The sequence below is a fragment of the Polyangium jinanense genome, from assembly GCF_028435365.1.
Genome location: NZ_JAGTJJ010000054.1, coordinates 58,518 through 83,471, shown reverse-complemented (window position 1 = coordinate 83,471; position 24,954 = coordinate 58,518). Strand labels below are relative to the sequence as shown.

The 24,954-nt window shown below is 68.7% G+C and carries 23 protein-coding genes; 12 read left to right on the top strand and 11 right to left on the bottom strand.

The genetic code is table 11. The annotated features are described in order from the left end of the window. Positions 1 to 265: 265 nt before the first annotated feature. The gene (locus KEG57_RS44315; protein ID WP_272427941.1) at positions 266 to 2,944 is read right to left on the bottom strand and encodes a transglycosylase SLT domain-containing protein; all 2,679 of its coding nucleotides are present in this window, start codon (positions 2,942 to 2,944) and stop codon (positions 266 to 268) included. A gap of 436 nt (positions 2,945 to 3,380) precedes the next feature. Here KEG57_RS44315 and KEG57_RS44310 point away from each other — a divergent pair, with 436 nt between their 5' ends. The 3 genes from KEG57_RS44310 (at position 3,381) to KEG57_RS44300 (ending at position 6,022) form a co-directional block, all read left to right on the top strand. Next, complete coding sequence (locus KEG57_RS44310) at positions 3,381 to 4,775, top strand: hypothetical protein (protein ID WP_272427942.1); 1,395 nt, start codon at positions 3,381 to 3,383, stop codon at positions 4,773 to 4,775. 515 nt (positions 4,776 to 5,290) lie between these two features. Next, positions 5,291 to 5,653: a phage holin family protein gene (locus KEG57_RS44305; RefSeq protein WP_272423051.1), complete on the top strand. Its 363-nt coding sequence runs from the start codon at positions 5,291 to 5,293 to the stop codon at positions 5,651 to 5,653. 84 nt (positions 5,654 to 5,737) lie between these two features. Beyond that, on the top strand, positions 5,738 to 6,022 hold the full coding sequence (locus KEG57_RS44300; protein ID WP_272423050.1) for a hypothetical protein: 285 nt from the start codon (positions 5,738 to 5,740) through the stop codon (positions 6,020 to 6,022). A gap of 173 nt (positions 6,023 to 6,195) precedes the next feature. Here the strand turns inward: KEG57_RS44300 and KEG57_RS44295 are convergent, their stop codons facing one another. Further along, positions 6,196 to 6,348 carry a hypothetical protein gene (locus KEG57_RS44295; protein ID WP_272423049.1) on the bottom strand — a complete coding sequence of 51 codons (153 nt, stop codon included), beginning with the start codon at positions 6,346 to 6,348 and terminating at the stop codon, positions 6,196 to 6,198. Positions 6,349 to 6,484: 136 nt separating this feature from the next. Between KEG57_RS44295 and KEG57_RS44290 the strand changes: the two genes are divergently transcribed. Beyond that, a complete protein-coding gene (locus tag KEG57_RS44290) occupies positions 6,485 to 7,015 on the top strand; it encodes a hypothetical protein (protein ID WP_272423048.1) in 531 nt (176 codons plus the stop codon). A 4-nt stretch (positions 7,016 to 7,019) separates the two neighbouring features. Here KEG57_RS44290 and KEG57_RS44285 read toward each other — a convergent pair whose 3' ends face one another. Further along, positions 7,020 to 7,406, bottom strand: a complete 387-nt coding sequence (locus KEG57_RS44285) for a hypothetical protein (RefSeq protein ID WP_272423047.1) — start codon at positions 7,404 to 7,406, stop codon at positions 7,020 to 7,022. Positions 7,407 to 7,505: 99 nt separating this feature from the next. On the opposite strand from KEG57_RS44285, the gene KEG57_RS44280 reads away from it, so the two are divergent. The 4 genes from KEG57_RS44280 to folD all read left to right on the top strand — a co-directional run bounded on the left by KEG57_RS44280 (position 7,506) and on the right by folD (position 10,371). Further along, positions 7,506 to 7,991: a hypothetical protein gene (locus KEG57_RS44280; protein WP_272423046.1), complete on the top strand. Its 486-nt coding sequence runs from the start codon at positions 7,506 to 7,508 to the stop codon at positions 7,989 to 7,991. Between the two features lie 70 nt (positions 7,992 to 8,061). Further along, the gene (locus tag KEG57_RS44275; protein WP_272423045.1) at positions 8,062 to 8,943 is read left to right on the top strand and encodes a hypothetical protein; all 882 of its coding nucleotides are present in this window, start codon (positions 8,062 to 8,064) and stop codon (positions 8,941 to 8,943) included. Between the two features lie 81 nt (positions 8,944 to 9,024). Beyond that, complete coding sequence (gene trxA / locus KEG57_RS44270; protein WP_272423044.1) at positions 9,025 to 9,480, top strand: thioredoxin; 456 nt, start codon at positions 9,025 to 9,027, stop codon at positions 9,478 to 9,480. A 27-nt stretch (positions 9,481 to 9,507) separates the two neighbouring features. Next, on the top strand, positions 9,508 to 10,371 hold the full coding sequence (folD, locus tag KEG57_RS44265; RefSeq protein WP_272423043.1) for a bifunctional methylenetetrahydrofolate dehydrogenase/methenyltetrahydrofolate cyclohydrolase FolD: 864 nt from the start codon (positions 9,508 to 9,510) through the stop codon (positions 10,369 to 10,371). Positions 10,372 to 10,736: 365 nt separating this feature from the next. Here the strand turns inward: folD and KEG57_RS44260 are convergent, their stop codons facing one another. The 5 genes from KEG57_RS44260 to lspA (KEG57_RS44240) form a co-directional block, all read right to left on the bottom strand. Further along, positions 10,737 to 11,420, bottom strand: coding sequence for a helix-turn-helix domain-containing protein (locus KEG57_RS44260; RefSeq protein WP_272423041.1), 684 nt, complete (start codon positions 11,418 to 11,420; stop codon positions 10,737 to 10,739). Between the two features lie 48 nt (positions 11,421 to 11,468). Then, positions 11,469 to 12,299 carry a hypothetical protein gene (locus KEG57_RS44255; RefSeq protein ID WP_272423039.1) on the bottom strand — a complete coding sequence of 277 codons (831 nt, stop codon included), beginning with the start codon at positions 12,297 to 12,299 and terminating at the stop codon, positions 11,469 to 11,471. Positions 12,300 to 12,372: 73 nt separating this feature from the next. Continuing rightward, entirely contained in the window at positions 12,373 to 13,401 is a 1,029-nt protein-coding gene (locus tag KEG57_RS44250; protein ID WP_272423038.1) for a prolipoprotein diacylglyceryl transferase, read from the bottom strand. Positions 13,402 to 13,408: 7 nt separating this feature from the next. Beyond that, the gene (gene lspA, locus KEG57_RS44245; RefSeq protein ID WP_272423036.1) at positions 13,409 to 14,098 is read right to left on the bottom strand and encodes a signal peptidase II; all 690 of its coding nucleotides are present in this window, start codon (positions 14,096 to 14,098) and stop codon (positions 13,409 to 13,411) included. Positions 14,099 to 14,195: 97 nt separating this feature from the next. Continuing rightward, the gene (gene lspA / locus KEG57_RS44240) at positions 14,196 to 14,843 is read right to left on the bottom strand and encodes a signal peptidase II (RefSeq protein ID WP_272423035.1); all 648 of its coding nucleotides are present in this window, start codon (positions 14,841 to 14,843) and stop codon (positions 14,196 to 14,198) included. A gap of 103 nt (positions 14,844 to 14,946) precedes the next feature. On the opposite strand from lspA (KEG57_RS44240), the gene KEG57_RS44235 reads away from it, so the two are divergent. Beyond that, entirely contained in the window at positions 14,947 to 17,295 is a 2,349-nt protein-coding gene (locus KEG57_RS44235; protein ID WP_276073681.1) for a DEAD/DEAH box helicase, read from the top strand. A gap of 1 nt (position 17,296) precedes the next feature. Here the strand turns inward: KEG57_RS44235 and KEG57_RS44230 are convergent, their stop codons facing one another. Both KEG57_RS44230 and KEG57_RS44225 read right to left on the bottom strand, forming a co-directional pair. After that, positions 17,297 to 17,809: a hypothetical protein gene (locus KEG57_RS44230; RefSeq protein WP_272423033.1), complete on the bottom strand. Its 513-nt coding sequence runs from the start codon at positions 17,807 to 17,809 to the stop codon at positions 17,297 to 17,299. An 18-nt stretch (positions 17,810 to 17,827) separates the two neighbouring features. Beyond that, positions 17,828 to 19,237 carry a sulfatase gene (locus KEG57_RS44225; RefSeq protein WP_272423032.1) on the bottom strand — a complete coding sequence of 470 codons (1,410 nt, stop codon included), beginning with the start codon at positions 19,235 to 19,237 and terminating at the stop codon, positions 17,828 to 17,830. A 217-nt stretch (positions 19,238 to 19,454) separates the two neighbouring features. Between KEG57_RS44225 and KEG57_RS44220 the strand changes: the two genes are divergently transcribed. Next, the gene (locus KEG57_RS44220) at positions 19,455 to 21,473 is read left to right on the top strand and encodes a hypothetical protein (protein WP_272423031.1); all 2,019 of its coding nucleotides are present in this window, start codon (positions 19,455 to 19,457) and stop codon (positions 21,471 to 21,473) included. A gap of 367 nt (positions 21,474 to 21,840) precedes the next feature. Here the strand turns inward: KEG57_RS44220 and KEG57_RS44215 are convergent, their stop codons facing one another. Beyond that, positions 21,841 to 23,667 (bottom strand): aconitase family protein, encoded by a 1,827-nt coding sequence (locus tag KEG57_RS44215; protein ID WP_272423030.1) that lies wholly within the window; start codon positions 23,665 to 23,667, stop codon positions 21,841 to 21,843. Positions 23,668 to 24,037: 370 nt separating this feature from the next. Between KEG57_RS44215 and KEG57_RS44210 the strand changes: the two genes are divergently transcribed. Next, positions 24,038 to 24,394, top strand: a complete 357-nt coding sequence (locus tag KEG57_RS44210; RefSeq protein WP_136934686.1) for a roadblock/LC7 domain-containing protein — start codon at positions 24,038 to 24,040, stop codon at positions 24,392 to 24,394. Then, positions 24,391 to 24,852 (top strand): type II 3-dehydroquinate dehydratase, encoded by a 462-nt coding sequence (gene aroQ / locus KEG57_RS44205; RefSeq protein ID WP_272423028.1) that lies wholly within the window; start codon positions 24,391 to 24,393, stop codon positions 24,850 to 24,852. The genes KEG57_RS44210 and aroQ overlap by 4 nt, the downstream gene beginning before the upstream one ends. Positions 24,853 to 24,954: the final 102 nt, after the last annotated feature.

Here is a 24,954-nt window from a genome sequence, read left to right as displayed (position 1 = left end):
GCGATGCGCGGTTTTTCCGACGGGCCCGGGGCAAGACCACGGACGACCTTGCCAGCCAAGGCAGCAGCGCTGCCCCACCCTCCAGCAGAGACGTCCGCGCTGCGGTTTTGACTGGCAGGCCGTCGCCGGTCTTGCCACGACCTGTTCGATGAACTGCGCATCGCGCAGTTCATCGACCCCGGGTCCAGCGCTTGCGCTGGTCCGGGTCCAGGGGTGGACAACCCCTGGTCGGGGTCCGGGGTGAAACCCCGGCGCTACGTCACCATCACTTGGGCGCCGTCGTCACGACGACGCGGTGTCCACGCGCGAGCGTCTTGCGCAATGCGGTCCGCATCGTCTGCACGCTCATCTTGTCGAGCTCCTCGATCAGCGCCTCGGCGGCGCCTGGCGCGAGGGCCTCGCGGATCCGCGCGCTGTTTGCGAACTTTGGCGCGTTCTCCACGACGGGCCCGCGCTGGCTTGCGATCTCCTTCTTGAGCCCCGCCTTCAGGTGCGCGACCGCGTATGCGATCTCCACGGTCGTCGGACCTCCCTGGACGAAGGCGTCGATCTCCGCGTCGAGTCGCGGCTCCACTGCTGCGAGATCGTGGGGCACTGCGGGTACGACCTCGACCACGGCCACGCTTGCGCGGCTCCCCGCGTCGAGCATCGCGCGTACCTCGGAGGCATAGCCCTTCTCGACGAGTGCGCGATCGAGACGCCCGCCCTTCGAGCTTGAAAGGATCCACATCGCTACGCGCATCGCTGCGTGCTCGCGCACGTCTTGCTCGCCCGGTGCGATCCAGCCGTAGAGCGCCCGCGTCGCGGGGACCATTTGCTCCACGGTGAGCCGCTCCTCGCGCGGGTGCGGACCGATCGGCAGCGCGTCTTGCGCTGTGGGCAGCGTGGCGAAGACGCGCTTCGCGAGGTCCTCGATCCGCGCGCGCGTCACGTCGCCGATCACCGTGACCGATGCGCGCGTCGGGCTGCGCTCGGAGGCCATCGACTCTGCGAGGAGCAGATCCCGCGCCACGGCTGCGTCCTCGCGGGCGCCGAGCACGTAGCCTTCGAGCGGATGACCGGCTGGGAACAGCGCGTCACCGAGTGCGAGCCATGCCGGGCCGTATGGCTGTGATTCGAGCGCTCGCCGCCGCGGCAGCGCCGAGAAGCGCCGCAGGCTCGCGAGTTGCGCGCCCGAGCTCTCGCCGAGCAGGAGCCTCAGACGTCCCGCCGCGAGCTCGAGGCCGAGATCGAGATCCCGCTTCCCCACCGTGATCGTGTGCCGTGTCTCGCCCGCGCCTGCTTCGCCGGCTGGCTCGCTCGTGCCCGCGATCTTCCCCTCGTCCGGCGCGATGCGGATGGTGATCGCGATGCGCGGCGCCGAGGCGTCTTCGCGCACGCGCATGGCCACGCCGTTCGGCAGCACGAACCGCTGGAAGGGATCCGGCGGCGGCTCGATCCGTGTGGGCGGCGGGATGAAGCCGAGCTGCTTTTCCAGGGCCGCGCCGCCGACGCCCTTGGCGGATGCGGCCTGCGAGCGGCGCGCTTCGGAGGCGAAGACCGCGAGCGGATCGTCCGGACGATTCGGCTGCCAGCCGACGCCACCGCCGATCGAGACGAACGGCAATTTTGCACCCATCGGGCCGAGGGTCGCCATGCTCAGCGTGGCAGGGCCCTGGCCCGGAAGAACGAACTCGGGCAGGCGGTTTTTCCCGATCGGCGACGGGCGCGGCGGCAGCGGGCCGTCGTCGTCGTCGTCGCCCTCGTCCACGCCTGGGATCGTGGGCGCGCGCATCGCGCTCGCCTGCTCGGTGACGGGATCGGCGCCCGGATCGTCGACGCGTTCGTGCTCCAGGTACGCTGGGAACGCCGCGAGTGTTTGCTGCACGCGCTCGGCGGGCAGGTGGATGATGTAATCGCCGCCGAAGGGCGGCGTCCGATCGCGCAGGAGCTCGGGGTTGTACTCGCGGAGCAGGCGCGTGGGGATGCCGGCCGCGCGCGCGATCGTGCGCAGGCGCGTGCCCTCGGGCACGGCGATTTCGCCCATTTCCATCGAGGGATCGGCGTGGAAGGCGTCGAGCCCGAAGCGCGCGCGGTTGTTCGCGACGATCGCGAAGGCCACGATCTGCGGCACGTAATTCGCAGTCTCCTCCGGCAGGAGCTTCTGTTGCGCGAGCTCCGCGAAGCCGATGGGCGTCTGCGGCGCGCCGGGCGGGCGTGTCTCGGCGACGCGCGCCATGCCCCGGAGCACGGTCTCGATCCCCGCGTTGTACGCTGCGAGCGCGAGATCCCAGCGGCCAAAGCGCTCGTAGAGGTCACGCAGGTGCGCGACGGCGGCGACCGTGGAGCGCCGGAGGCTCCGGCGCTCGTCGACCCACTGCGATTGATCCAGCCCGTAAAGCGCGCCCGTCTCGGGCATGAACTGGAAGAGCCCGGCCGCGCCCGCGGGCGAGACGGCGCGCGGATCGAAGCCACTCTCGACCGCCGCGAGCCACGCGAGATCCTCGGGCAAACCGGCCTCGCGCAGGCTGTGCTCGATCATCGGGCGGTAGCGCCCGCTCCGCTGGTACCGGTCCCCGAAGAGCGCCCGGCCGCCGTCGGTCTTCGCGAAGAACCGGACGAAGCGCATGGTGCGGCGGGTGACGGGGATCTTCAGGTCCGGCATCGCCAGCGTGGCGAGCGCCGCGCCTTCGGGATCGTCGAGGTCGCCGTCGTTCGCCTTCTCGAAGTCCTTGGCGATGGCCGCGTCGAGGAGCCGGCTCTCCTCCTCGCCCGGCATGCGTCGGGGCACGGGCGCCTCGGGATCTTCGGCTGCGGGCTTGTCGAGGAGCGTGGGATCGCGGAAGGCGCGGTATCCCGCGGAGATCGAGGCGCGCATCGAGGGCGAGGCGAGCGCGCCGAGGATCCCGGCCACGCCGAGGAGGGCCCCGGAGAGCAAGAGCGCTCGCCTGACGCGCGGCTTCATCGGCGCCATTCTTCGCCAAGTCCGGGCCTGAGGGAAGACCCGTTTGGTGGAGCCGGCCTGGTCACTCGCGTGATCCGTTCGGATCACCCCCGTTCGAGCTTGGACTCCAGCTCCTTCACGCGCTTCGCCCTCTCTGCAGCCTCCTTGCGCGCAGCCTCGAGCGCGCCGCGGTTCTCCTCCCTCGACTGCTTCCTCACGGCCTCGACCAGCTCTTTGTCGAGGGCCGCCTTGGGTCCGCCTCCAGGGCTTTGCGGAGGGCATTCAAACTGGATCGCCAATGGTGTGTAAATTTTGGCTGTTGTCGCAATTAGGTGGGAAATACGCGCACCTCTTTATTGGAAAAGTCCGCTCTCGGGCTCTGAGGTCGCGTGCTCGCGCGGCGAGTTGGTGCGCGGGGCTTTACGTCGCGCATCGAGGCTTGCTACTGGGGCAAGCCATGGAACAAACAAGATTTTTTCCGGACCGTCCTCGAGCCATCACCGCTCTCGCCTTTGCGCTCGGCATAGCTGCGGTGGTGGTGGGCTGCTCCGATGACAACAATTCATCGACGCCGACCAGCAGCTCTTCCTCGAGCTCGAGTAGCAGCACCGGGACGGGCGGAGATGGCGGCGCCGGAGGCGGAGTCGGGGGTGCGGGCGGCGTGGGCGGCGTAGGCGGTACGGGCGGTACGGGCGGTACGGGCGGTACGGGTGGCGCGGGTGGCGCGGGCGGCACAGGCGGTACGGGCGGCACGGGTGGCGCGGGTGGCGCCGGTGGCGCCGGTGGCGCGGGCGGCCAGGCACCGATGAAGCCTGCGGACTGCGTGGACCTCCCGCTCGCGGGCATCGAGCTCCTGAGTCAGCAGGAGGACACGTTCAACACATCGGCCCCTGTGCCCGTCATCCGGACGCCGAGCTCGCTCGCAAACATCTCCGGAGACGCCGCGCTTTCCGACCGGCTCCGGTTCCTCTTCGACGGCGACCTCGGCGTCGGTGTCCACACGATGGACGGCGACCCGACCCAAGCGCTCCCCGACTTCAAGACGAAGTTCGTCCCGAACTGCAACGCGTGCGCCGTGTTCCAGGAGGACCTCGGGTCGGGGAACGCGTATCTCAAGACCTTCGCAGCCAAGTCGGGTCAGCTCGAGATCACCGCTCTCGTGACGCCGCACCAGACGGCCGGCGTCGCTCGGTATGTCGAGCTGCGTGAGGTCGTCAAGGACGCGACGACCGGCGCGTATAGCTGGGTCGAGGGCGGCCAATGCTACTGGATCCAGGAGGCCTCCTATGACGGTCGCCGTCCCAAGGGCTGCGTCCCCTACACGCCGAACGCCTGTCCCGCCGACCAGTTCTGCATGCCCACCAACGCGGTCGGGACCGACGGCGAGTGCGTGACCGGCGGAGCGAAGCTCGAAGGCGAGGCATGCACGCGGGTGAGCGACACGCAGTGGGACTCGGACTGCACGCTCGGCCTGCGGTGTCTCGACTCCGGCATGGGCGCCATCTGCCGGAAGGTCTGCGATCTGCATGCGGCCGCGCCCGGCTGTCCGGTCGGGACACACTGCGGCGGCGGCTACAACCTTTGCATGGACGTCGCGGGCCTTCAGCAGAGCGGCATCGACGATGCGACCCTGGGGCAGACCTGCGCTACGAACCCGAAAGCGCTCTACTGCGGCGGGGCTGGGCAGCCGGGGACGTGCTGGGACGACGACGGCGACGACGGCCCGATGGCCCCGATCTGCATCCCGTTCGCCTCCGCGCCATCGCAGTGCGTCGCCCCCAGGACGGCGGGATACATCGCCTACAAGAGCGGGATCGACCAGTCGACGCTGTTCTGCATCCCCCCTCCCTGAGCAACGGAGCATTGGTCTCATCACGAGGCGTTGCGCCGGGGCGCTGCCCCGGGCCCCGCGGGGGCTGTTCGCCCCTCGACCCGAACCAGGGCAAGCCCTGGACCATTTGGGGAAGAACTGCGCGATGCGCAGTTCTTCCCACAGGCCGGTGGCAAGACCATGGAGGTGCGTTGCACGCTGGCGACGGGCGCGTGGCCCGTTGAACCGTCAACGCCGCGGTCTTGGCAGGCAGGATCGTCGCCGGTCTTGACCTGGCCTGTTCGATGAACTGCGCATCGCGCAGTTCATCGACCCCGGGTCCAGCGCTTGCGCTGGTCCGGGTCCCGGGGCGGATAGCCCCGGGTGGGGCCTGGGGCAAAGCCCCAGCGCAGCGCCACCCAGATGAGACCAATGCTCAGCCCTGAGCAAGACCCCCACGGCGATCGTTGGGTTGTGCAGGACGCGCATGTGCGCCAAGAAGAAGGTCGGGACGGGCCTGCTCGACGGAGTGGTGACCGGCCCCTTTCGAGGTGCCCATGTTGAAGACGTTCCTCAGTCAAGCCATCGCGGCGGCGCTCGCGGTCCTGGTCGCAAGCAAGATCATGCCCGGGGTTCGGGTCCGCAAGGGCAACACGGCGATCGGCATCGCTGTCGCGTTCGCGGTGCTCAACCTGTTCTTCGGGTGGCTCTTGCGGGCCGTGCTCGCCGTCGTGCTCCTGCCCGCCGCCGTGCTCACGTTCGGCTTGCCCTACCTCGTGCTCGGCCTGCTCGTGAACGCGATATTGCTCTACATCACCGACAAGTTCATCGACGATTTCGAGATCAAGGGCTTCTGGCCGCTCGTCGGGACGGCCGGGCTGATCTCCGTCGCCGCGTGGCTTTTGCCGCGCATCTTTTGAGGACGCCCCTACGAAAGTGCGGGACGGCGCGCGCAATCGACGGATCGCGCGACGCCGCCCGCTGGCATCCTTGACGTGTTCAGGATGGCCCTCCACCACGCGGCTCAAACGGACGACGTCGCGCTGCTCGATGCGCTCCTGCATGCGTTCGACAGCAACGCGGAAATCGTCGACTTGCTCCTCGAGCGTTGCGCGGATCCGAACGCCAGGACGCTGAGCCAGCGCAGGTGGCAGGTCGGCAGGCAATACGTCATCGGCGCCGGAGCGAGCCCGCTCGACCTCGCGCTCGTCAATCGCCACGATGCCGTGGCAGCGCGTATCGTCGCCGCCGGCGGCGTTCGGACGACAGCGCAGGTCGAGCGATACTGACGCCCGCATCTCATTCCAACGCCCTCGCACCATTCAGGGCGGATCGTGGGGGCTCCCGCGACGAACCAATGAGGTCCACGTCGCCGGGGACAAACGGAAGGGCCACGCGGCCAACGTCCTCCATTATGCTGAGTATGGCATTCCCGAATACTTCATTTTCGATCGGGGACGCCTCACACTTCACGGCTACCGCGTGCCGTCGCCCAAGGCGCGCCGATGAGGAGCGCGCCCGCGCCGACCGCGCCGAGGTCGAGCTCGCGGCCGTGCGGGCCGAGCTCGAGCGTTTTCGTCGCTCCTGAACCCTGCCATCGCGCCTCTGCCGTCATCGACGGCTCGGCCCTTCATCGCAAAACGCCCCGGTCGGCCGCTCCCCTCGCCTCTTCGTCGACGCGCTTGCCCGGGTTGCGACGCGGCGCGGCGGGAGTACAGATTCCCTCGTCACGCGTCACGTCGGAGGGGGGCATGGCGTACCGGATGGAGGACCTGATCCGCGGGTCCATGCGTGGTGGGCTCATTTTCGGGTATGTCCCCGCGTCGCCGGAGCACGCATCTCCCGCGATGTACAAATCGGCCCTGAGCGCCGAGCTCGACCGCATGAAGGCCGCGGGGCTCGCGGCCGATGCGTGCATTTCGAGCGAGCTCGAGGAGCTCGACGAGGCGCGCTTCTCGCCCGGCATCACGCTCTGCGGCCTCGTCCCGGATCGCGTCGGGCCGCAGGATCTCGAGCGGATCCTGCGCTGCGTGAAGAGCGACGACCGTCCCTACTTCTCGAAGCGCTTTCGCGCCGATCCCGCAAAGCACCGAAAAAAGCCGCCCTCGCTCGCTCCGCAGCAACGGTCGAGCCTGTTCGAGCTCTTCCCCGAGGTGCACCAGGATTTCGTCCTGTTCATCTCGCACGAGCCACGCGTGGCCGAGCTCTTGCGGCTCTCCGCGCACGCAAGCTCACCGCTCTTCGATTACCGGCACCACTACCGGATCCTCGATCTGCCCTGAGCATTCAGCGGATCATGCACATCTCGTCCGCGGCGATGCAGGTGCCGAGCTGGGCACCGCTCGCGCCGCAACAGTTGCCCGTCAAACAATCGTCGTAGGTGAGGCAGCCGGAGCCCTTGGAGCACTTGAATCCGAGCATGCCGCAGGTCGGGCCGCCACAATCGACGCCGGTCTCGTCCCCGTTGGCGAGGCCGTCCATGCAATCGGGCGCCGCGCCGCCGGTGCCGCTCGTGCTTCCGCCGGTGCCGGTGCCGCCGCCGCCACCGGTTCCGCTCGCACTTCCGCCGCCGCTACCGCCGCCGCCTCCGCTTCCGATGTCGTCTCCGTCCGCCGTGCATGCGGCCGCGGTGACGAGGAGCGCTGCGAGGCCCCACCCGAACGCCTTGCCCATTTCCGAACCTCTCCAGTCCTGATCGCCGCGGACGGAAACGCGCGGCAGAGCCTATCACGGGGCTCTGTTCGCGGGCCGTTTTCATGAGAGAATCAAGCGATGGACGAAACGTTCCGCCAGCATGTCCGTGCCATCGCGGCGGAGGGCAAGGGTGAGCCTTTCGGAGGGCGCACCTTCCTCCCGCTCGTGACGCTCGACTCGGGCGCGCGTGTGGGCGTCGACGGCGATGGGACGTTCGTGCTCGCGAGCGCGGAAGGCGACACGATCACTCCGTACAGTACGGAAGACGCGCATGTTTTCCACGAGGTGCTGGAGTGGAAACGCGACGCCTTCGATGACAAGCTCGAAGAAGCCGGACGCGCGCTGGGGTTGCCGGAGCTTGCGGCCTCCCTCGCCTTCCCCGCGTTCGGCATCGTTCGCGCCGTGCTCGCGAAGAACATGCACTACACGACTCGCCTGGCGCTGTCGTGGCTCCTGCCGTCGGAGCTCCGCCAGGTGCAGGACGACATCCGCCGCGTGGCCGAGGACAGACAGTTGCCCACGGCCCTGCGGGATTTCGCGCGCAGGCTCCTGGTATCGCCCTGACGAACTTTTCGTTCCGGGACGAGCCCGACCGCGCTACACAGGTTCAGCGTTCGTGAAGGAAAGGAACCCCATGCCCGAGCCGTCTACGCCCCCGCCTCCGGGCCTGATCAGCGAGCAGGACGTGGAGCAGGAAATCCAGCGCCTCTTCCTCGCCCAGGCCGGATCGGGTCTCGTCATCCGCGTCTACGGCGAGGAGGGCGGGACGGCCGAGAACCTCGAAGCCTTCCGCGAGATGCTCACGTCGCTCCGCATGTACGACTACGGCTCCGCCGCCGGCGACGTACTCGTGGACGCGCCGAACCGTCAGATCCTGACGCGCGCACTCTCCGTCCTCGCTCGCGAGCAACACCAGAAGCGCATCCTCGATCACGTCCTCACGACGTTCGGTCGGCACCTCATCGATCCGCTCGCGCTGATCCTCGACACGAACCCCGAAGGCACGCTCATCTCACGTCTCAGCGTGCTCCGGGACATGTTCCTCGCGCAGATCGCAGAGCTCAAGCTGACGCAGGAGTCGCAGAGCATGCTCTCCGACGACCTCCGTAAGCTCCTGACGGACGAGTACCTGTCGATGGTCGCCGAGCACGAGGAGCGGGTGCAAAGGCCGCGCGTGCGGCGTCTGGCGCAGCAAAGTTTGCGCCTCGTCGGCTCGACGTTCCACAAGGCGCTCCGCGGCTGGCCCGAGCACGCCGAGCGCATCGCCTCGATGGTCGCACGTCGGATACACGGCAAAGTGCAACTCCGCGAGGTGCCCACGCTGATCCGCGATCAGATTTGCAACGCGATCGAGGAATTTTTGTGGGTCGAGACGGCGAACGAGATCGAGGGCGCGCTGACCTCGCTGTTCTCCGAGCACCGCGGCGTGATGAGCGAGCCGCTACGCGAGCTCGATCGTTCGCTCTACCAAGAGTTCGCCCAAGCCTGCTGGGAGATCATCGCGGAGTACTGCTAGGCGCCGGCACGGCCTTCGCATGGCGCGGGGCAACGAGCGTGCTGTCCATGCGCGCCCGTCCGCTCGACGTCGAGGTACCCCGTGATCCGCACTTGTCCGTCTTGCCAGACGAAGAATCGAATCCCCCCCGAGCGTCTGAGCGACACCGGTCGCTGCGGCGCCTGCAAATCCCCACTCCCGCCGCTCGCCGAGGCCCTGGAGGTCGACGCCCGGGAGTTCGGAGACATCGTCCGCACCGCGAAAGTGCCCGTCCTGGTGGATTTCTGGGCCCCCTGGTGCGGTCCGTGCCGGATGGCGACCCCCGAGGTCGCCCGCGCCGCCGCCCAGCGAGCAGGCAAGGCGATCGTGCTGAAGGTGAACACCGACGAGCACCCTGAGCTCGCCAGTCGCTACGGTGTCCGCGGCATCCCGCATTTCGTGGTGCTGCGCGGCGGCGAGCCAGTCGTGTCGCAAGCCGGGCTCGTCCGAGCCGCGCAGCTCATCGACTGGATCGACCGCGCAGCCGGGACCCCTCCCCGGCGCGCACACGTGGCCTAGCCCAGATTTCTGCCTAGACTCCGCCGCATGAGTGGAGCCCTCCTCGACGGGAAAGCCCTGGCGCAAAAGGTGCGTGACGAGGTGCGCGCAGACGTCGCGCAGTTCGTGGAAAAGCACGGTCGTCCGCCCGGTCTCGACGTGATCCTCGTGGGTGAAGACCCGGCCAGCGTCGTCTACACGCGCAACAAGGAAAAAGCCTCGAACGAGGTCGGGATGCGCGGAAGGCTCCATCGGCTGCCCGCCGAGACGAGCGAGGCCGAGCTGCTCGATCAAATCGCAGCCCTGAACGCAGACGAGTCCGTCGACGGCATCCTCGTTCAGCTCCCGCTGCCGAAGCACATCCGCGAAGATCGCGTGATCGATGCCGTGTCGCCAGCAAAGGACGTGGACGGCTTCCACCCGATCAACGCAGGGCACCTGGCCACAGGCAAAGCCGCACTCGTGCCATGCACGCCGACAGGTTGCATGCGGCTGATCGCGGAGACGGGTCGTTCGCTCGAAGGAGCACGCGCCGTCGTCGTGGGGCGGAGCAACATCGTGGGCAAACCGATGGCAATGCTGCTGCTCGGAGCAAACGCAACCGTGACGATGGCGCACTCCCGCACGAAGGATCTGCCCGCCGTATGCCGCGAAGCCGACGTGCTGGTCGTGGCCGTGGGGCGCGCGCGCATGGTGAAACGCGACTGGATCAAGGAAGGCGCCGTCGTGATCGACGTGGGCATGAACCGCGACGAAGTCGGCAAGCTCTGCGGCGACGTCGACACGGACGGCGCCCGAGAACGCGCCTCGTTCGTGACACCCGTGCCAGGCGGCGTCGGGCCCATGACCATCGCATGCCTGCTGCAAAACACAGCGCGCGCAGCGTGGGCACGGAAGGTGGCTGCCGGCTGAGGCGTGGCGCCCCGGGGTTTCACCCCGGACCCCAGCGGGGGCTGTCCGCCCCCTGCACCCCGGACCAGGCACGGCCTGGACCGAGGGCGGATAAACCGCGCGATGCGCGGTTTATCCGACGGGCCCGTGGCAAGACCACGAGCGGCGTTGCCTGCCGAGACGGCAGCGCTGCCCTACCCGCGAGCAGACACGTCGGCGCTGCGGTTTTGACCGGCAAGGTCGTCGCCGGTCTTGCCTCGGCCCTTTTCAAAAACCGCGCATCGCGCGGTTTTTGAACCCCCGGTCCAGGCCGTGCCTGGTCCGGGTCCAGGGGTGGACAACCCCTGGTCGGGCCCGGGGTGAAACCCCGGCGAACAGCCTTCCAGCTAGAGCCGCTGCGCGTACGTCATCACCAGGTACATGATCGTCTCGACCGCGTCTGGGTTTCGGTACACGTGGGGCACGTCGGCTTCGAAGACGATGGCGTCGCCTGTCCCGAGCATTCGTTTTTCGGCGCCGATCGTCATCTCGCAGCGGCCTGCGTTCACCACGAGGTTCTCGACGGTCCCTGGGGGGTGCGGGTCTGCGCGTTCTTCGGCGTGGGGGGCGAGGCGTAGCTCGTAGAACTCCACGCTGCGCGGCCGGTCCATGGGGAAGAGGGCGCGCGACTGGAAGGTGCCGTCGATGCTGCGTAGTACGCGGGCGCGCGCGGCGGGCAGGACCATCGCGCCGGGGCCGGATTCGGGGTTGATGAGTGCGGAGAAGGGCACGTCGAGGGCGCGTGCGATCTTCCAGAGCACGCTGATCGTCGGCGTGCTTTGTCCGAGCTCGATTTGCCCGAGCATCGCGCGGCTCACGCCGGAGGCGCGGGCGAGCTTCTCCAGGGAGAGCCCGCGCTCGGTGCGCAGACGCTTGAGGTTGCCGCTGACCACGGGTGCGATGTCGGCTGCGGCCTCGCCTGGCGGCGGAGCTGCGCCCTCTTCGGGCGTCTCCTCGGCTGGCTTTGCGGGTGCCTCCTCGTGGGTGACGTCTTCCGCTGGCCGCGCCTTGCTGCCCTTCGTCGCTTTCATTTGGGGCGCGTACTTTCGAGGATGGCCCTGATCCCGTCAAGGACAGGTCTACAACGTGAACGCCGCGACCGTCGCTGCGCTCGCCTGGATCGGGAGCTGGATCATGAAGCCCTGCTGGGCTGCGTCTGTCAGCGTGAATGTGCGTTGCTCGGCCGTCGCGGGCGCATCGACGTCGAAGGCGAGGATCACGCCTGCTGCGCCTGTCAGGTTCGTCTGGTTCGAGTAGAGCCCGACGCCTGTGTCGTAGGCGATTTCTGCGCCCGGCAGCGGCGTCGTCAGCGTCACTCCGGAGAGCGGCTGACCGTTGCGCGAAACCTTGATGATGAGGTGCGCGCGTGACGTCTGGATGACGATGGGCGCGGGCAAGGTTGCGGCGATCGACGAGAGCACGTTGCGATCGACCACGGGCAGGGTCACGGGGCCCGACGAGGGCACGCGCACGGCGGAGTGCGTGGACAGAATGCCTGTGGCCCCGAGGGTCTCGTCGCGCACGAAGATCCAGGGCGTCCCGCTGATCACGGAGGGCAGGCTGAAGCTCGTCACCATGTCGCCGTAGGGCGCTTCGAGCAGCATGCCTGTGCTCGACGTGGCGAAGATCGTCGCGGCGCCGGCGTAGGGGCCGATTTGCGCGAAGCTTGGCTCGTTCAGCACGCCCACGTTGCCGGTCACGTCGTTCGAGAGCGTCCCGCCCTCGCCACCCTGCCCGCCTCCGCCTCCGCTCGCGGTGGAACCGCCGCTCGGGTTCACGCAGCCTGGGCCGGTGCACGGAGACCGCGGGTCGAGATCGGTCTCCGCGGACCCACACGCCGCCGCGACGGATACGAGGCTCCCGAACATGGAGACACGAAGGAGAAGCGAAAGCGAAGAGGGCATCGTCATGTCGCAAGGATAAGCGCTTCCCGCGTACGGCAAAATGCCTCGCGGGGTGCGCGCATCGATCCTGCGCGGACGGTCAGCTTGCCGCTGCGGTTTTTGCGGTCGGGGAGGCCGGGGGCGTGGCCTGGGAGCTGCGGGTGCGGTGCTTGTGGAGGGCGAAGGCCAGGCCGCAGATCGCGAGGCCGATGAGCTGGGACGTGGAGAGGCCGAGGAGCGCGCCGCGATCGTCGGCGCGGAGGAACTCGAGCAGGAAGCGACCGATGGCGTAGAGCGCGAGGAACGAGACGAAGACCTGGCCGTCGTAGCGCTTCCGGCCGTGCACGTAGAGCAGACAGAAGGCCGCGATCCCGAACGAGACGGCCGACTCGTAGATCTGCGTCGGGTGCACGGGGTGCGAGACGTGGTTCATGCCGGGCAGCTCGGAAAGCTTCCACTGCGCCTCGCTCGCGGGGCTGTTCGCGGGGAACGCGAGCCCGAGCGGCCCGTCCGTGCGCACGCCGAAGCAGCAGCCCGCGAGCAGGCATCCCATGCGCCCGAACCCGAGCCCGAGCGGCACCGCGAACCCGGCCATGTCCGCCGCTTTCCAGAAGGGAAAACGATCCCGCTTGAGCAGGTAGACCGCCATCAGCGACGAGCCGATGAACCCGCCGTAATACGCGAGCCCGCCCTGCCAGAACTTCGCCCACGCGAAGCAGTCCTGCGCCGGCGGATGGCAAACGCCGCGCGCCGCGTCCCAGACCCCGCGCGCGACCCGTTCTTCCTGGCCGAACGGGTACCAGCCGAAGACGTTGAGCCCCGATCCGCGCGGCACGAGCTGCCCGCACTGGGCCTCGTTGTAGGGCCAGTCGACCTTCGTGGGATCGATGCAGAGGTGCACGTAGTCCCAGAAGTAGCCGTCTGCGATGACGTGGAGCAGGCGCCCGCCGACGACGCCCATGAGCAGACATGCGAGCCCGAGATCGACGATGACATCGGGGTCCTGCCCGATTCGCCGCGCCCACATGGATCCGAGGGCCGTGGCGAACAGGAAGCCCGTGAGCAGCAGCCCGAAATAGGCCGGGAACCCGATGTCGAGGTAGAAGACGCGGAAGAGCTCGGGTCGCATGGCTCCTTCAGGAAGAGGCTTCTTCGGCCTTCTTCGGTGGCGCGCTCTTCTTGCGCGACGTGAACATGTCGACGCCCATCAGGATCACGCCGGCCACGATCGCGATGTCGGCGATGTTGTAGGTCGGCCAGTGGTACTCGCGCATCGGGCCCGAGATCTTCTCGACCAGCTTGTCGAGGCCGGTGCCGTTGCCGATGTACATGTCGATGAAGTCGATGACGTGCCCGTAGCGGATACGATCGACGAGGTTGCCGAGCGCGCCGCCGAGCACGAGCGGCAGGCCCCACCGGAGCGCCGTCTGGTTCGGGGCGAGCTTGCGGTAGAGCGAGACGATGAAGGCGATCGCCACGACCGACACGAGCACGAAGAACGGCCGGCGCACGTTCTCGCTCTCGTTCTGGAGCAGGCCCCAGGCGCCGCCGCGGTTGTGCGCGAGCGCGAGCGAGAGGTAACCCTTGATCAGGTCGACGCGGGCGAACGGCTTGTCGAGATTCTGGACCGCCCACCACTTGCTGCCGAGATCGAGCGCCAGCGTGATGACCGCGACCACGGCGAGGAAGGCGTACGAGGCGCGGTACGGCGGCGCGGCCTTCGGGGCCTCACCCGCCCCGGTCTCCGGGGCCTCCGCGCTCGGCTCTTTCGACCTCTCGCCCCCTGCCCCGGCGGCCTCTAACTCCTCGGATTTCTCTTCCGTCATGGTCTTCGCGATGGTGCGCCCCGCGGGCGCGCCAAATCTTTCCGTAGCGTGTTCGGCGGTACCCCGAGGCGTGTCGGCTGTCCAGTGTCGAATTGCCTCACGCCTCTCCCGGAGGCAGTGGCGCTTCCGGCGCGGGGCTTGCGGTCAAGGGCTCGGCAGGCGGCACGGGCTCGCCTGATCCGCCGCGCGTCTTGCGCGACAGGAACGTGTCGAGGGCCATGAGCAGGACGCCGGCGACGATGGCGATGTCGGCGACGTTGAACGTGGGCCAGTGGATCTCGCGGCCGTTCCGGATGACGTAGAAGTCGATGAAGTCGATGACCGAGCCGTAGCGGATGCGGTCGACGAGGTTGCCGACGGCGCCGCCGAGCGCGAGGGGCAGGCCCCAGCGCATGGCCCACTGATCGCGGTGGATGCGGCGGTAGACCGAGACGATGAAGACGATGGCGGCCGAGGAGACGAAGAGGAAAAACGGGCGCCGGAGGTTCTCGGGCAAGCTGCGGAGAAAGCTCCAGGCCCCGCCCGGGTTCAGCGTGTAGATGAAGTCGAAGTGATCCTTGATCACCTCGATGCTCTTCGCGCGGCCCTTGTCTGCCCCGGACAACGCGGCCTTCGCCCAGCCCTTCGAGGCGAGATCGGCCGCGGCGGACACGACCGTGACCACGGCGAGGAAGAGCAGGGACGGGCGGTAGGCGTCGTTCGGGGGCGCCTCCGCGCGTGTTTCCTCGGCGTCTTGTCCGGTCATGGGTCGACCATGTGTACGCGATGGGCCATGGACCTGCAAAGCGGCCCAGCGGGCCTCCTTGTTCCCCGGGGCGTGGTGGCGCACCGCGGTACATCCGTTTAGTATGCGCGCCATGCCGCTGCCGCCGTGGAAGCAGCCCGTGGGCGTCGATGCCGTGATCGAAGGCTGGCTCGCCTCCGGGTACGTGCGCCCTTGCCTCACCGCCGACCGGGCCCTCCCCTCGTCGGAGGGGGACTACCGCGACATTCCCGAAGGCCTGCCCGACGCGCTGCGCCGCGCGCTCGCGTCACGCGGGATCACGCGGCTCTACGCGCACCAGGCCGAGGCGCTCGCGGCCGCGAAGGAGGGCAAGCACGTGGTGGTCGCGACGCCGACGGCGAGCGGCAAGAGCATGTGCTTCCACCTGCCCGTGCTCTCGTCGCTGATGGCCGATCCCGACGCGAGCGCGATCTACCTCTACCCGACGAAGGCGCTCTCGCGGGACCAGGAGGCCGGGGTGCAGAAGCTCATCCGCGACGCGGGGCTCACGATCCCGGCCATCGTCTACGACGGGGACACGCCGGGCGACGCGAGGCGCGCGGCCCGCGAGCGCAGCCCGATCGTCATGACGAACCCCGACATGCTGCACGCGGGGATCCTGCCGCATCACGCGCACTGGGCACGCACGTTCCAGCGGCTCAAGTACGTGGTGCTCGACGAGCTTCACACCTATCGCGGCGTCTTCGGCTCGCATGTGGCGCACGTGCTCGCGCGGGTGCGGCGCGTGGCGCAGTTCCACGGGTCGGATCCGATCTTCCTGTGCGCGACGGCGACGATCGGGAACCCGGGCGAGCACGCGTCGCGGCTGCTCGGGGTGCCGGAAGATCGGATCCGCGTGCTCGGCGAGTCGGGCGCGCCGCGCGGGGCGCGTCGGCTCTTCGTCTACAACCCGCCGGTCGTGAACGCCGAGCTCGGCGTGCGCGCGAGCACGCTCAAGGCCTCGGTGCACCTCGCGGTGGATCTCATCCGTGCTCGGGTGCCGACGATCGTGTTCGGGCAGTCGCGGAACTCGGTGGAGATCATGCTGAAGTATCTGCGTGATCGCGTGGGCGACGAGGTCGGGCCCGACGCGATCATGGCGTACCGCGGCGGATATCTGCCGGAGACGCGGCGGCGCGTGGAGCACGGGCTACGCGAGGGAGAGATTCTCTGCGTCGTGGCCACGAACGCGCTCGAGCTCGGGATCGACATCGGCGAGCTCGACGCGGTCGTCTGCGCGGGCTACCCGGGCAGCATCGCGGCGACGTGGCAGCGCTTCGGACGCGCGGGAAGGCGCGGCGGCACGAGCATCGCGGTCATGGTCGCGAACTCGACGGCGCTCGATCAGTACCTCGCGACGAACCCCGAGTACCTCCTGCGCGGCGAGATCGAGCAAGCGCGGATCGATCCGGAGAACACCGAGATCCTGATCCAGCACCTCAAGTGCGCCGCGTTCGAGATGCCTTTCCTGCGCGGCGAGGACTACCGCGGAATGGACCCCGAGAACACGGAGGCGGCGCTGCGTTTCCTCGCGGGGCACGGCGTGGTGCACGAGTCCGAGGATCGGTTCCACTGGTCGACGGACGCGTACCCGGCGAACCACGTGAGCCTGAGGACCGTGGGCTGGGACAACTTCGTCATCATCGATCGGGCCCAGGGCAAGGTCCTCGCCGAGCTCGACTTCCGCTCGACGCACACGATGCTGCACGAGCAGGCCATCTACCAGCACGACGGCGAGCAGTACCAGGTGGAGAAACTCGACTACGAGAACCACAAGGCGTTCGTCACGAAGGTCGAGCCGGACTACTTCACGACGGCGATGACGAAGCGCAAGGTGGCCGTCATCGAGGAGAGCGCGCGCGCCCCGCTCGGCCGGGCGATGTCCGGCTGGGGCGAGGTGAGCGTCGTCGAGAAGATCGTCGGGTACAAGAAGATCAAGTTCCACACGCACGAGAACACGGGCTACGGCGACGTGCGGCTGCCCGACATGCAGATGCACACGACGAGCTTCTGGCTGACGGTGCCGGAGGAGGTGTGCATGGAGCTCGGGCTCGGCCGCGCCGCGGCGATCGAGGGGATGCGCGGGATCGCGGTCGCGCTGGAGACGGTCTCGACGCTCGCGCTGATGTGCGATCCGCGGGACATCGGGCAGACGCTCGGCGACGGCGGTGACGACGAGAACCAGCCGCCGCAGGCGTCGGGGGGTCCGCACGCCGGGTTCGATCCGACGATCTTCCTCTTCGACAACGTGCCCGGCGGCGTGGGTTTGGCCGAGCGGATCTACGAGTCGGCGCACGAGCTCGTGGCGCGGACGCGTCAGCTCGTCTCACGCTGCACGTGTCAGGCCGGGTGCCCGATGTGCGTGGGCGCGACGAGCGGAGACGGGATCCGGAAGAAGGCGGCGCTCGGGCTGCTCGCCTCGATCTTTCACTGAGTCAGTCGTCTCGTCCCGCGGCGTCGTCGTCGTCGTCTCCGACGTCGGCGACGCGGGATCGATCCTTCGTGAGCGGCGGATAGAGGTTGTCCACGAAGGCCTCGGACACGACCCCGGCGATCCGCGTGTCCATCTCGGACAGGTGTGCGCGTAGCTCCGCGATCGCGAGCTCCAGCGCGGCTTTCAGCGTGCGCTGCCGCGGCAGCGACTCACGCTCCATCGCGGCCGTCGCCTCGCCGAGGCGGTCTCCCTTGGAGGCGCGCTGCTCGAACGTCGCCGCGCGGATCGCGCCGCGGTAGCGCACGCGCTCGCGCTCCAGAAAATCGCGGTACGCCTTCACCGCGCCGGAGAGCTCCTGGATGCAGTTGTCGAGCCGCCCGAGCTCCTTGCGCAGCGCCTTCTTCGGCTCGGCGTCGAGCCCGCTGTGCTCCACGTGCGCGGCCAAGGTCGCGTAGATCTCCCGCGCCCACCGGAGGTGACGGAGCCCCGACGCGCCTCGCGTGAGTTTGTCCACGGCTCGTTGCTCCTTCCTTCAGCAGGGCTTCTTCTTGTTCTTGCCCTTGAGCTTCTCGCGCATCTTCGGACAAACGTCCTTGATCGTGCCGCTCTTGTCCTTGTACGCGGCCTTGATCTTCTCGAACTCGTCCGCGTTCTTCTTCTTGAGATCCACCTTTTCGGCCGGATCATCCTTCAGGTTGAAGAAGCGGTAGCCCGCGTCGTCGCCCTCGGCGATGAGCTTCCAGTCGCCACGCACGAAGGCCCTGCGGCGATCGTTGTCGCTCGTGCGCGGGAGATCCTGGATCACGTCGCGCTTCTCGGGATCCTTGCCGTAGAGCTCGGGCACGAGGCTCGTGCCCTGCATGGCCGGATCCTTCGGCTGGCCGAACATCTCGAGGATCGTCGGCGCGAGATCGACGCCGCTGCGCGGCTCGTCGATCTGGCGGGGCACGATGCCCGGGGCGCGGATGATGAGCGGCACGTGCGTGAGCACGTCCCAGAGCTCGAAGCCGTGGCGGTACATGCCGTGCTCGCCGAACGCGTCGCCGTGATCACTCGACACGATGATCGCCGTGCGCTTGCCCCACTCCTGCGAATCGACGAACTCGAAGAGCTTGCCGAGGTGCTGGTCGGTGAACGTGACCTCGGCGTCGTACTTGTCGCGCGTCGACTTGCCGTACGGGCCGATGCCGTCGTGCGGCATGTACTGATCGTGCGGGTCGAGGAAGTGGAACCAGGCGAAGAAGCGGCCGCCCGTGTTCGCCTTCTCCGAGAGGATCTTCTTCGCGAGATCGACGTGCTGCGGGCTCGTGACGTTCTTGTCCGTGGTGTTGTCGACCGAGAGGCCCGGGATGATCTCGTAGACGTCGAACCCCTGGCGGAAGCCGGCCTTTTGATCGAAGTAAAAGTGCGCGTGCGCGGTCAACGTGCGCACGCCGGCCTTCTGCAGAAGCTCCGGGAACATGAGCACGCTGTCGGGATAGTTCCCGAAGAAGTAGCCGCTTCGCTCGAGCTCGCTCGGATACCGGCCCGAGAGGAAGCCGCCGAGGCTCATCGCCGTGTACGAGGAGACGGCATAGAACCGCGAGTACGAGACCGCGGTCTTCGCGAAATTGGTGAGCACCGGCGCGATGTCGCGCGGGTAGCCGAGCCAGGGCATGTCGGCCCGCAGGCTGTCGACCGTCACCACAAGGACGTTGAGGTCCTTCGGGAGCCCCGTCCCCTTCGCGTCAGCCGGCGCGGCCTTCGGAGCCTCGGCGGCAGTCGCGGCGGCCGGAGCTGCGCTTGCGGCGGGCGCGGTCGAGGTGGCGGGCGCGGCGGCGCTCGTGGTCTCGGCGGCCGGGGTGGCGGCAGGCTTCGGCGGCTGGGATTCGCCGTTCTGGGTGCAGGCAGCGGAGGCCCCGACGAGGGCCAGGAACGCGGTACAGCGCAGAGCAGAGGGCATGGCGCCGGCTATCTACCCCCGTTCGTGCCGGACGGCCGCGAAAACAACACACTTTGGTGTAAGGCCACGTATCCTCGCGCGTTCGAGGCAACGAATGAGCCGCTTTTCTCACTTTCGACTGGGCGCTGTGGGTGGGTTTCTCCTTCTGGCCTCCGCACTCCCCCTCGCGGGATGTGCGCGAGGACCGGACGTCGCCAGCGGTCTCGCGCTCCGGCGCGTGGTCATCTACCGCAACGGCGTCGGGTACTACGAGCGCGCTGGGCACGTGGACGAGGCCGAGGTCGCGTTCAAGGTCCGGACCGAGCGCATCGGCGACTTCCTCGCCACGCTCGCCGTGATGGAGCAAGGCGGGAGCAGCGTGCGCAGCGCGTCGTTCCCGGTCGAGCTCGAGAAGGACAAGGACGAAGGCGATGGCGAAGAGGAGGACGAGGACAGCGAGGCCGAGCCGCCCGCCCCCGAGCCTCGGTACGGCATGCCGATGCCGCCGCCGCAGCCTCCGAAGCCGCCGAAGAAGAAGAAGGGCGATGGCCGCGAGACGGTGCGGCTGACGCTCGACGGCGAGGAGCACGATCTCGTGGTCGGGTACGTCGCGGAGACGCCGGTCTGGCGGCCCTCGTATCGCCTGGTGATCGGGAAGGCCGAGAGCACCGGCACGGGGAAGGCGGACCTGCAGGCCTGGGGCATCGTGCAGAACCAGTCGGGCGAGGACTGGAAGGGCGTGCGTTTGTCGCTCGTCGCGGGCGCGCCGCTCGCGTTCCAGGCGACCCTCGACAAACCCGTGGTGCCGCCGCGCCCCGTGGTGACGGATGAAGGCGAGGTGATCGCGTCGGTGCCCGTGGGCGAGACGAGCCTGCCCACGATGGCGTCCGCGCCTCCGCCGCCGCCGCCCATGCCGATGGACGCGTCGCGGACCGAAGAGGGCGGCGAGAGCCTCGACGGTCTGCTCGCCGAGGCCGAGGCCACGAAGGATGAGGCGGCGGACGGAGATTTCTCCGGCGAGGGCCGCGGCCCCGCGCCGCGCGCGTCGACGAAACGCTCGTCGGCGGCGCCCGCGAAGAGGGGCCGCGTGGCGGCGAACTACGGCGGCGGATATCCGGCCACCGGCCAGGCGGCCGCGCCCGCGCCGTATCCGACGGAGATGCCGCCCCCGGTGACGCCGTCGAACCCGCGCAACGTGAACGCGCTCGCGGCCGTCGCGATGGAAGGCGGCACGACGCGTTACGATCTCCCCTTCGCCGTCGACATCCCGAACAAGAGCGCGACGATGGTTCTCTTGCTCGCGCAAAGCGTGCCCGGCGAGGCGATCTTCCTGTTCTCGCCAGACGGCGGCGTGCGCGACTCGTTCTCGCACCCGTTCCGCGTCGCGCGCTTCACGAACAACACGAAGGGCATCCTCGAAAAAGGGCCGATCGCAGTGTTCGACGGCGGCGCATTCCTCGGGCAAGGCATGGTCGATCCACTGCCGCCCGGTGCCGTCGCGACGGTGCCGTTCGCCCTCGAACGAGGTCTCGCCGTGACCACGGACCGCACGGAGGACGAGCTCAGCGCGCGGCTCGCGAAGATCGAGGCGGGGCAGCTCTACATCGAGCGCGATTGGGTCTACCACACGAAGTACACGATCAAGAACGGCACGGACCTCGACGCAAAGACGCTCGTGAAGCACGCGCGGATGCCCGGCACGCGGCTCGAAAACCCGCCCAAAGGCACCGAAGACAACGTCGGCACGGGCAGCGCGCTCGTCCCGCAGACGACGCCGAAGCGCGGGATGAACGTGCTCGACGTGGAGGAACGTCGCAGCTTCACGCGGCAGGTCGACGCACTGTCGCAGCTCGCCGACGACGCGGTGAAGGCCTACATGAACGATCCGCGCGCCGACAAGATCGTGGTGGCAGAGCTGAAGAAGGCGTGGGACGCACGCGGCAAGCTGCGGACGGCGCTCGACGAGCGGAACAAGCTCCAGTCCGAGCAGAACACGCTCGAGCGCGAGAGCGAGCAGCTCCGGCGGAACTTGAAGGCGATCGAGAAGATCAAGGACGACCCGCGGGACACGGTGTCGCGGCAGAACACCGAAAAGATGCGGCAGGACTTCACGGATCGTCTCGGCAAGGCGTCGACGCGTCTCGGCGAGATCACGAAGCGTCTGACAATCCTCGAGATCGAGGTGAACGAGCAGTCGGTGCGGGTGCGGGATCTGCTCGCCTCGATCAAGCTGGAGAAGGCGCTGCCAACCCCGTGACGTGAGATGCGCGGAGCGGGGCTTTGCCCCGCACCCCAGCAGGGGGCTGTCCGCCCCCTGCACCCCGGACCAGTGCAAGCGCTGGACTCAGGGTCGATGAACTGCGCGATGCGCAGTTCATCGAACAGGCCGAAGCAAGACCGGCGACGATGTTGCCAGTCAAAACCGCAGCGCTGACGTGTCTGCTCGAGGCGTGCAGCGCTGCCGCCTCGGCTGGCGAGGTGGTTCGTGGTCTTGCCACGGGCCCGTCGGATAAACCGCGCATCGCGCGGTTTATCCGCCCTCGGTCCAGGCCGTGCCTGGTCCGGGTCCAGGGGTGGACAACCCCTGGTCGGGTCCGGGGTGAAACCCCGGCGCTACGCTACGCTCAGGCCTTCGAGGCCTTCGACGATCCTGGCGAGCGCGACGTGCCCGCGTGCGTCCACGTCCGCTCCGCGCCGAGTGCGAGCCAGGTCATCTCGATCGTTTGCTCTCCAACGACCGCACGAACCTTGTCTCCCCAGGCTGCGGGCTCGGGCAAGGACAGGATCTTCTGCCCCTTCAAGCCGTCGAGGGACGCGGGCGGTACCTCGAACGTCGCGATGCCTTCGCTCGCGAGCGCTCCCACCGCGGTGCTCGGGACGAACGGCGCGACGACGGCGCGGAGCGCCGGCAGATCGACCGTCTTCTCCACGACGGCGCGGACCTCGTCCAGTGAACGGAGCACGACCACGACGCCGCCCGTGGTGGGCGGACCTCCGGGGGCCGCCTGGATCTCCGCGGGTTTGCCGTTCGAGCCCGATCGGGATGCACCTTCGATCAGGTTGAGCTCGAGCAGCCCCTTCCACGACACCGGTGGCGGCAGCGCGGGCGACTTGCCCGCGGCCGCGCCCTCGCCCTTCTTGTCGCGCAGCACGAGCACGTCGTCGGTGGGCAGCGCGCGCGGCACGGTCACGCGCACGGGGCGCTTGAACGAGCGCGGATCCCCGACGGTCCCCGTGGCCACCGCGTACGCGAGTGTCTCGGCCGAGGCCACGACGAACGACGGCACGCCCGGCACGCGCGGCGCCGGTTCCGCTGTGCGCAGCGAGATCGTCCCTGATGGCGGCGGATAGAGCTCCCCCGTCACGACGCGCCGATCGGGCTCGATGATGCGCGCGCCCGTGGCCACGAGATCCACGAGCGCGCCCGATTGCGCGAGGACCTCGAGCACCTGGCGCGACGGCGGCGCGACGAGCAGGTCGAGCCGCGAAGGAACACGCTTCGACTTGAGGAGCAGCGCGGCTGCGAGCATGTCGCGCAGGGTCACGCCCGAGTCGCCGCCGAGCACGACCTGGCCCACGGGCTTGCCCGCGAGATCCCGCACGGGTCGCACGACCCCCGCCTCGTCCATGAGCAGGGGATCCACCGTGCTGAGATCGAGCGAGACGACCTCTTCGCATGGCGCGCCCGGATCGGGGACGAGGGCGCGGTGCGCCTTGGAGCGTCGTTGATCTCGAAGGAAGACCTCGGTCTTCTCGTCGCTCACGAACAGGGCTGCGGCGGCGCCGACCTGGGGCGCGATGCCGCAGAGCACCGCGCGCTCCGCGACCGAGAGCAGGCGCGCGCTCGGGCCCGCGAACTCGAGCACCACGGGGGCGTGATGCTCGGCCTCGATGCGCCGTACGATCTCGTCGATGCCCCGGCGCAGGAGCTCGAGCGCCACGTCGCGCGCGCACACGAACGGGCGCACGCGGCCCGAGAGGTGGATCTGCACGCTGCGCGGTGGGCGCACCCAGGTCGATCCCGTCGCGAGGGCCTGGCCGAGCTGACTCGGGGAGACCACGAGGGTCAGCATCCCGACCCCGCCGACGGGGGCGAGGCGCGCGTCGTCCGTGAGCGCGAGCCTCGCTGGCGCGGCGAAGCGCTCGAGGTGTACGGGCGCGGGGAAGCCGATGCCGCCGCGGGCGATGGGCACGTTGTACGCGGGCAGCTCTGGCGAGACGGCTTGCGGCGCGCCGGCGGCCACGTCGGCGAGGGCGCGCGCGTCGGTCACGCAGGTGCCGTCGTAGGCCACGGCCATCTCGACCGGGGTCTTCTTCATCCCGGCGGAGAGCGCCTCACCGAGGGCCCGGTTGGGCGATCGCGACAGGATGATCTGATCGACCTTGACCTGGACCAGATCTCCTCGGAGCTGCGGATCGGCGGCGCGTCCCGCGAGGATCTTCTGGGGCATCGTGCGGGGGGGATCCCCGGCTCGTGCGCGCATTTCTTTGGGCCGTCCTTCTCGTTCGGATACGTGGGGACAAACCAGGTGCCACCGCGATGGGTCGGTGGGCACGTAGCCGCGACGCACGTTAGCCGCTCGGCGGGACGAGGGTCAAGCGCCGGTTAGGGCGGGCCCGTAGGTGCGGGAATGGCCCGGTTGGCATCGGGATGCAAGAGGCAAAAGTGGCTCCCCCGAGACTGTCAGGACGATCGGAGGACGGAAAGCGCGCCTGACCGGACGGACGTCCTGGGGTGCCAGGCCGCAAATCCGAGGCTCTTCGAACGAACCTCCCCTTTCTTTTTCCCGTCCGCCTCGGGTTTCGCTAAGGTTTCAGCCCATGTTCCAGAGCGTCCTCAAGGAGGTCGTCGAAGGCACGGAGGGTGGCATCGCCAGCCTCCTCATGGATTTCGAGGGCATCCCGGTCGACAGCTACTCGAAGCCCGACGCCCCCTTCGACATCAACACGATCGGCGCGGAGTTCAGCGTCGTCATCAAGTCGATCCAGCGTGCGGCCCAGATGCTCGAGGCCGGCGATACCGCCGAGATCGCCATCGAGGCCGCGAAGGTGACGACGGTCATCCGCGTGCTGAACGAACGACACTTCGTCGCGGTCTCCGTACGGCCCGACGGTAACGTCGGCAAGGCGCGGTACATGCTGCGCGTCAAAGCGCCGGTCCTGTTGAAGGACATGTGAGCACCTCGCCGAAACGCGTCCTGGTCGTCTCAGGACCGAACCTCGACAGGCTCGGCAAGCGTGAACCTTCCATCTACGGCACGACCACCCTCGACGACATCCACAAGGCCGTCGAGGAGGTCGCGCGGAGCGAAGGCGTTCTCGTGTCGTTCCTGCAGTCGAACCACGAGGGCGAGCTCGTGACGGCCATCGGACGCGCCGCGGACGAAGGCTTTCACGGCATCGTCATGAACGGCGCCGGGCTCACCCACACCTCGGTCGTGCTGCACGACGCCATCCGCGCGAGCGGCCTGCCCGTGGTCGAGGTACACATCACGAACACCGCGGCGCGCGAGTCGTTCCGTCACCACTCGATCACGGCCGGCGCGTGCCTCGGCACCGTCGCCGGCTTTGGTCCCGCGTCGTACGTGCTCGGCTTGCTCGGCCTCGTCTACCACCTGCAGCAGCGCGAAAATTGACGTCCAGCGTCACATCGCCGACGCCCTCGAATCCCCTTCCTTTTTGCCATCCTTCCGCTAGAAAGCACCCCGACTCTGGCGGGTCGCTTCCAGGAGAGCGGC

Bases quoted from the DNA above. Each gene is read 5' to 3' on its own strand.
- KEG57_RS44225 (WP_272423032.1), bottom strand. From the start codon at position 19,237: ATGCCCTCTGCTCTGCGCTGTACCGCGTTCCTGGCCCTCGTCGGGGCC.
- KEG57_RS44215 (WP_272423030.1), bottom strand. From the start codon at position 23,667: ATGCCCCAGAAGATCCTCGCGGGACGCGCCGCCGATCCGCAGCTCCGA.
- KEG57_RS44210 (WP_136934686.1), top strand. From the start codon at position 24,038: ATGTTCCAGAGCGTCCTCAAGGAGGTCGTCGAAGGCACGGAGGGTGGC.
- KEG57_RS44300 (WP_272423050.1), top strand. From the start codon at position 5,738: ATGGCCCTCCACCACGCGGCTCAAACGGACGACGTCGCGCTGCTCGAT.
- KEG57_RS44285 (WP_272423047.1), bottom strand. From the start codon at position 7,406: ATGGGCAAGGCGTTCGGGTGGGGCCTCGCAGCGCTCCTCGTCACCGCG.
- KEG57_RS44280 (WP_272423046.1), top strand. From the start codon at position 7,506: ATGGACGAAACGTTCCGCCAGCATGTCCGTGCCATCGCGGCGGAGGGC.
- lspA (WP_272423036.1), bottom strand. From the start codon at position 14,098: ATGACGGAAGAGAAATCCGAGGAGTTAGAGGCCGCCGGGGCAGGGGGC.
- KEG57_RS44260 (WP_272423041.1), bottom strand. From the start codon at position 11,420: ATGAAAGCGACGAAGGGCAGCAAGGCGCGGCCAGCGGAAGACGTCACC.
- folD (WP_272423043.1), top strand. From the start codon at position 9,508: ATGAGTGGAGCCCTCCTCGACGGGAAAGCCCTGGCGCAAAAGGTGCGT.
- KEG57_RS44310 (WP_272427942.1), top strand. From the start codon at position 3,381: ATGGAACAAACAAGATTTTTTCCGGACCGTCCTCGAGCCATCACCGCT.
- KEG57_RS44235 (WP_276073681.1), top strand. From the start codon at position 14,947: ATGCGCGCCATGCCGCTGCCGCCGTGGAAGCAGCCCGTGGGCGTCGAT.
- KEG57_RS44305 (WP_272423051.1), top strand. From the start codon at position 5,291: ATGTTGAAGACGTTCCTCAGTCAAGCCATCGCGGCGGCGCTCGCGGTC.
- KEG57_RS44295 (WP_272423049.1), bottom strand. From the start codon at position 6,348: ATGACGGCAGAGGCGCGATGGCAGGGTTCAGGAGCGACGAAAACGCTC.
- KEG57_RS44275 (WP_272423045.1), top strand. From the start codon at position 8,062: ATGCCCGAGCCGTCTACGCCCCCGCCTCCGGGCCTGATCAGCGAGCAG.
- KEG57_RS44255 (WP_272423039.1), bottom strand. From the start codon at position 12,299: ATGACGATGCCCTCTTCGCTTTCGCTTCTCCTTCGTGTCTCCATGTTC.
- KEG57_RS44250 (WP_272423038.1), bottom strand. From the start codon at position 13,401: ATGCGACCCGAGCTCTTCCGCGTCTTCTACCTCGACATCGGGTTCCCG.
- KEG57_RS44315 (WP_272427941.1), bottom strand. From the start codon at position 2,944: ATGAAGCCGCGCGTCAGGCGAGCGCTCTTGCTCTCCGGGGCCCTCCTC.
- lspA (WP_272423035.1), bottom strand. From the start codon at position 14,843: ATGACCGGACAAGACGCCGAGGAAACACGCGCGGAGGCGCCCCCGAAC.
- KEG57_RS44290 (WP_272423048.1), top strand. From the start codon at position 6,485: ATGGCGTACCGGATGGAGGACCTGATCCGCGGGTCCATGCGTGGTGGG.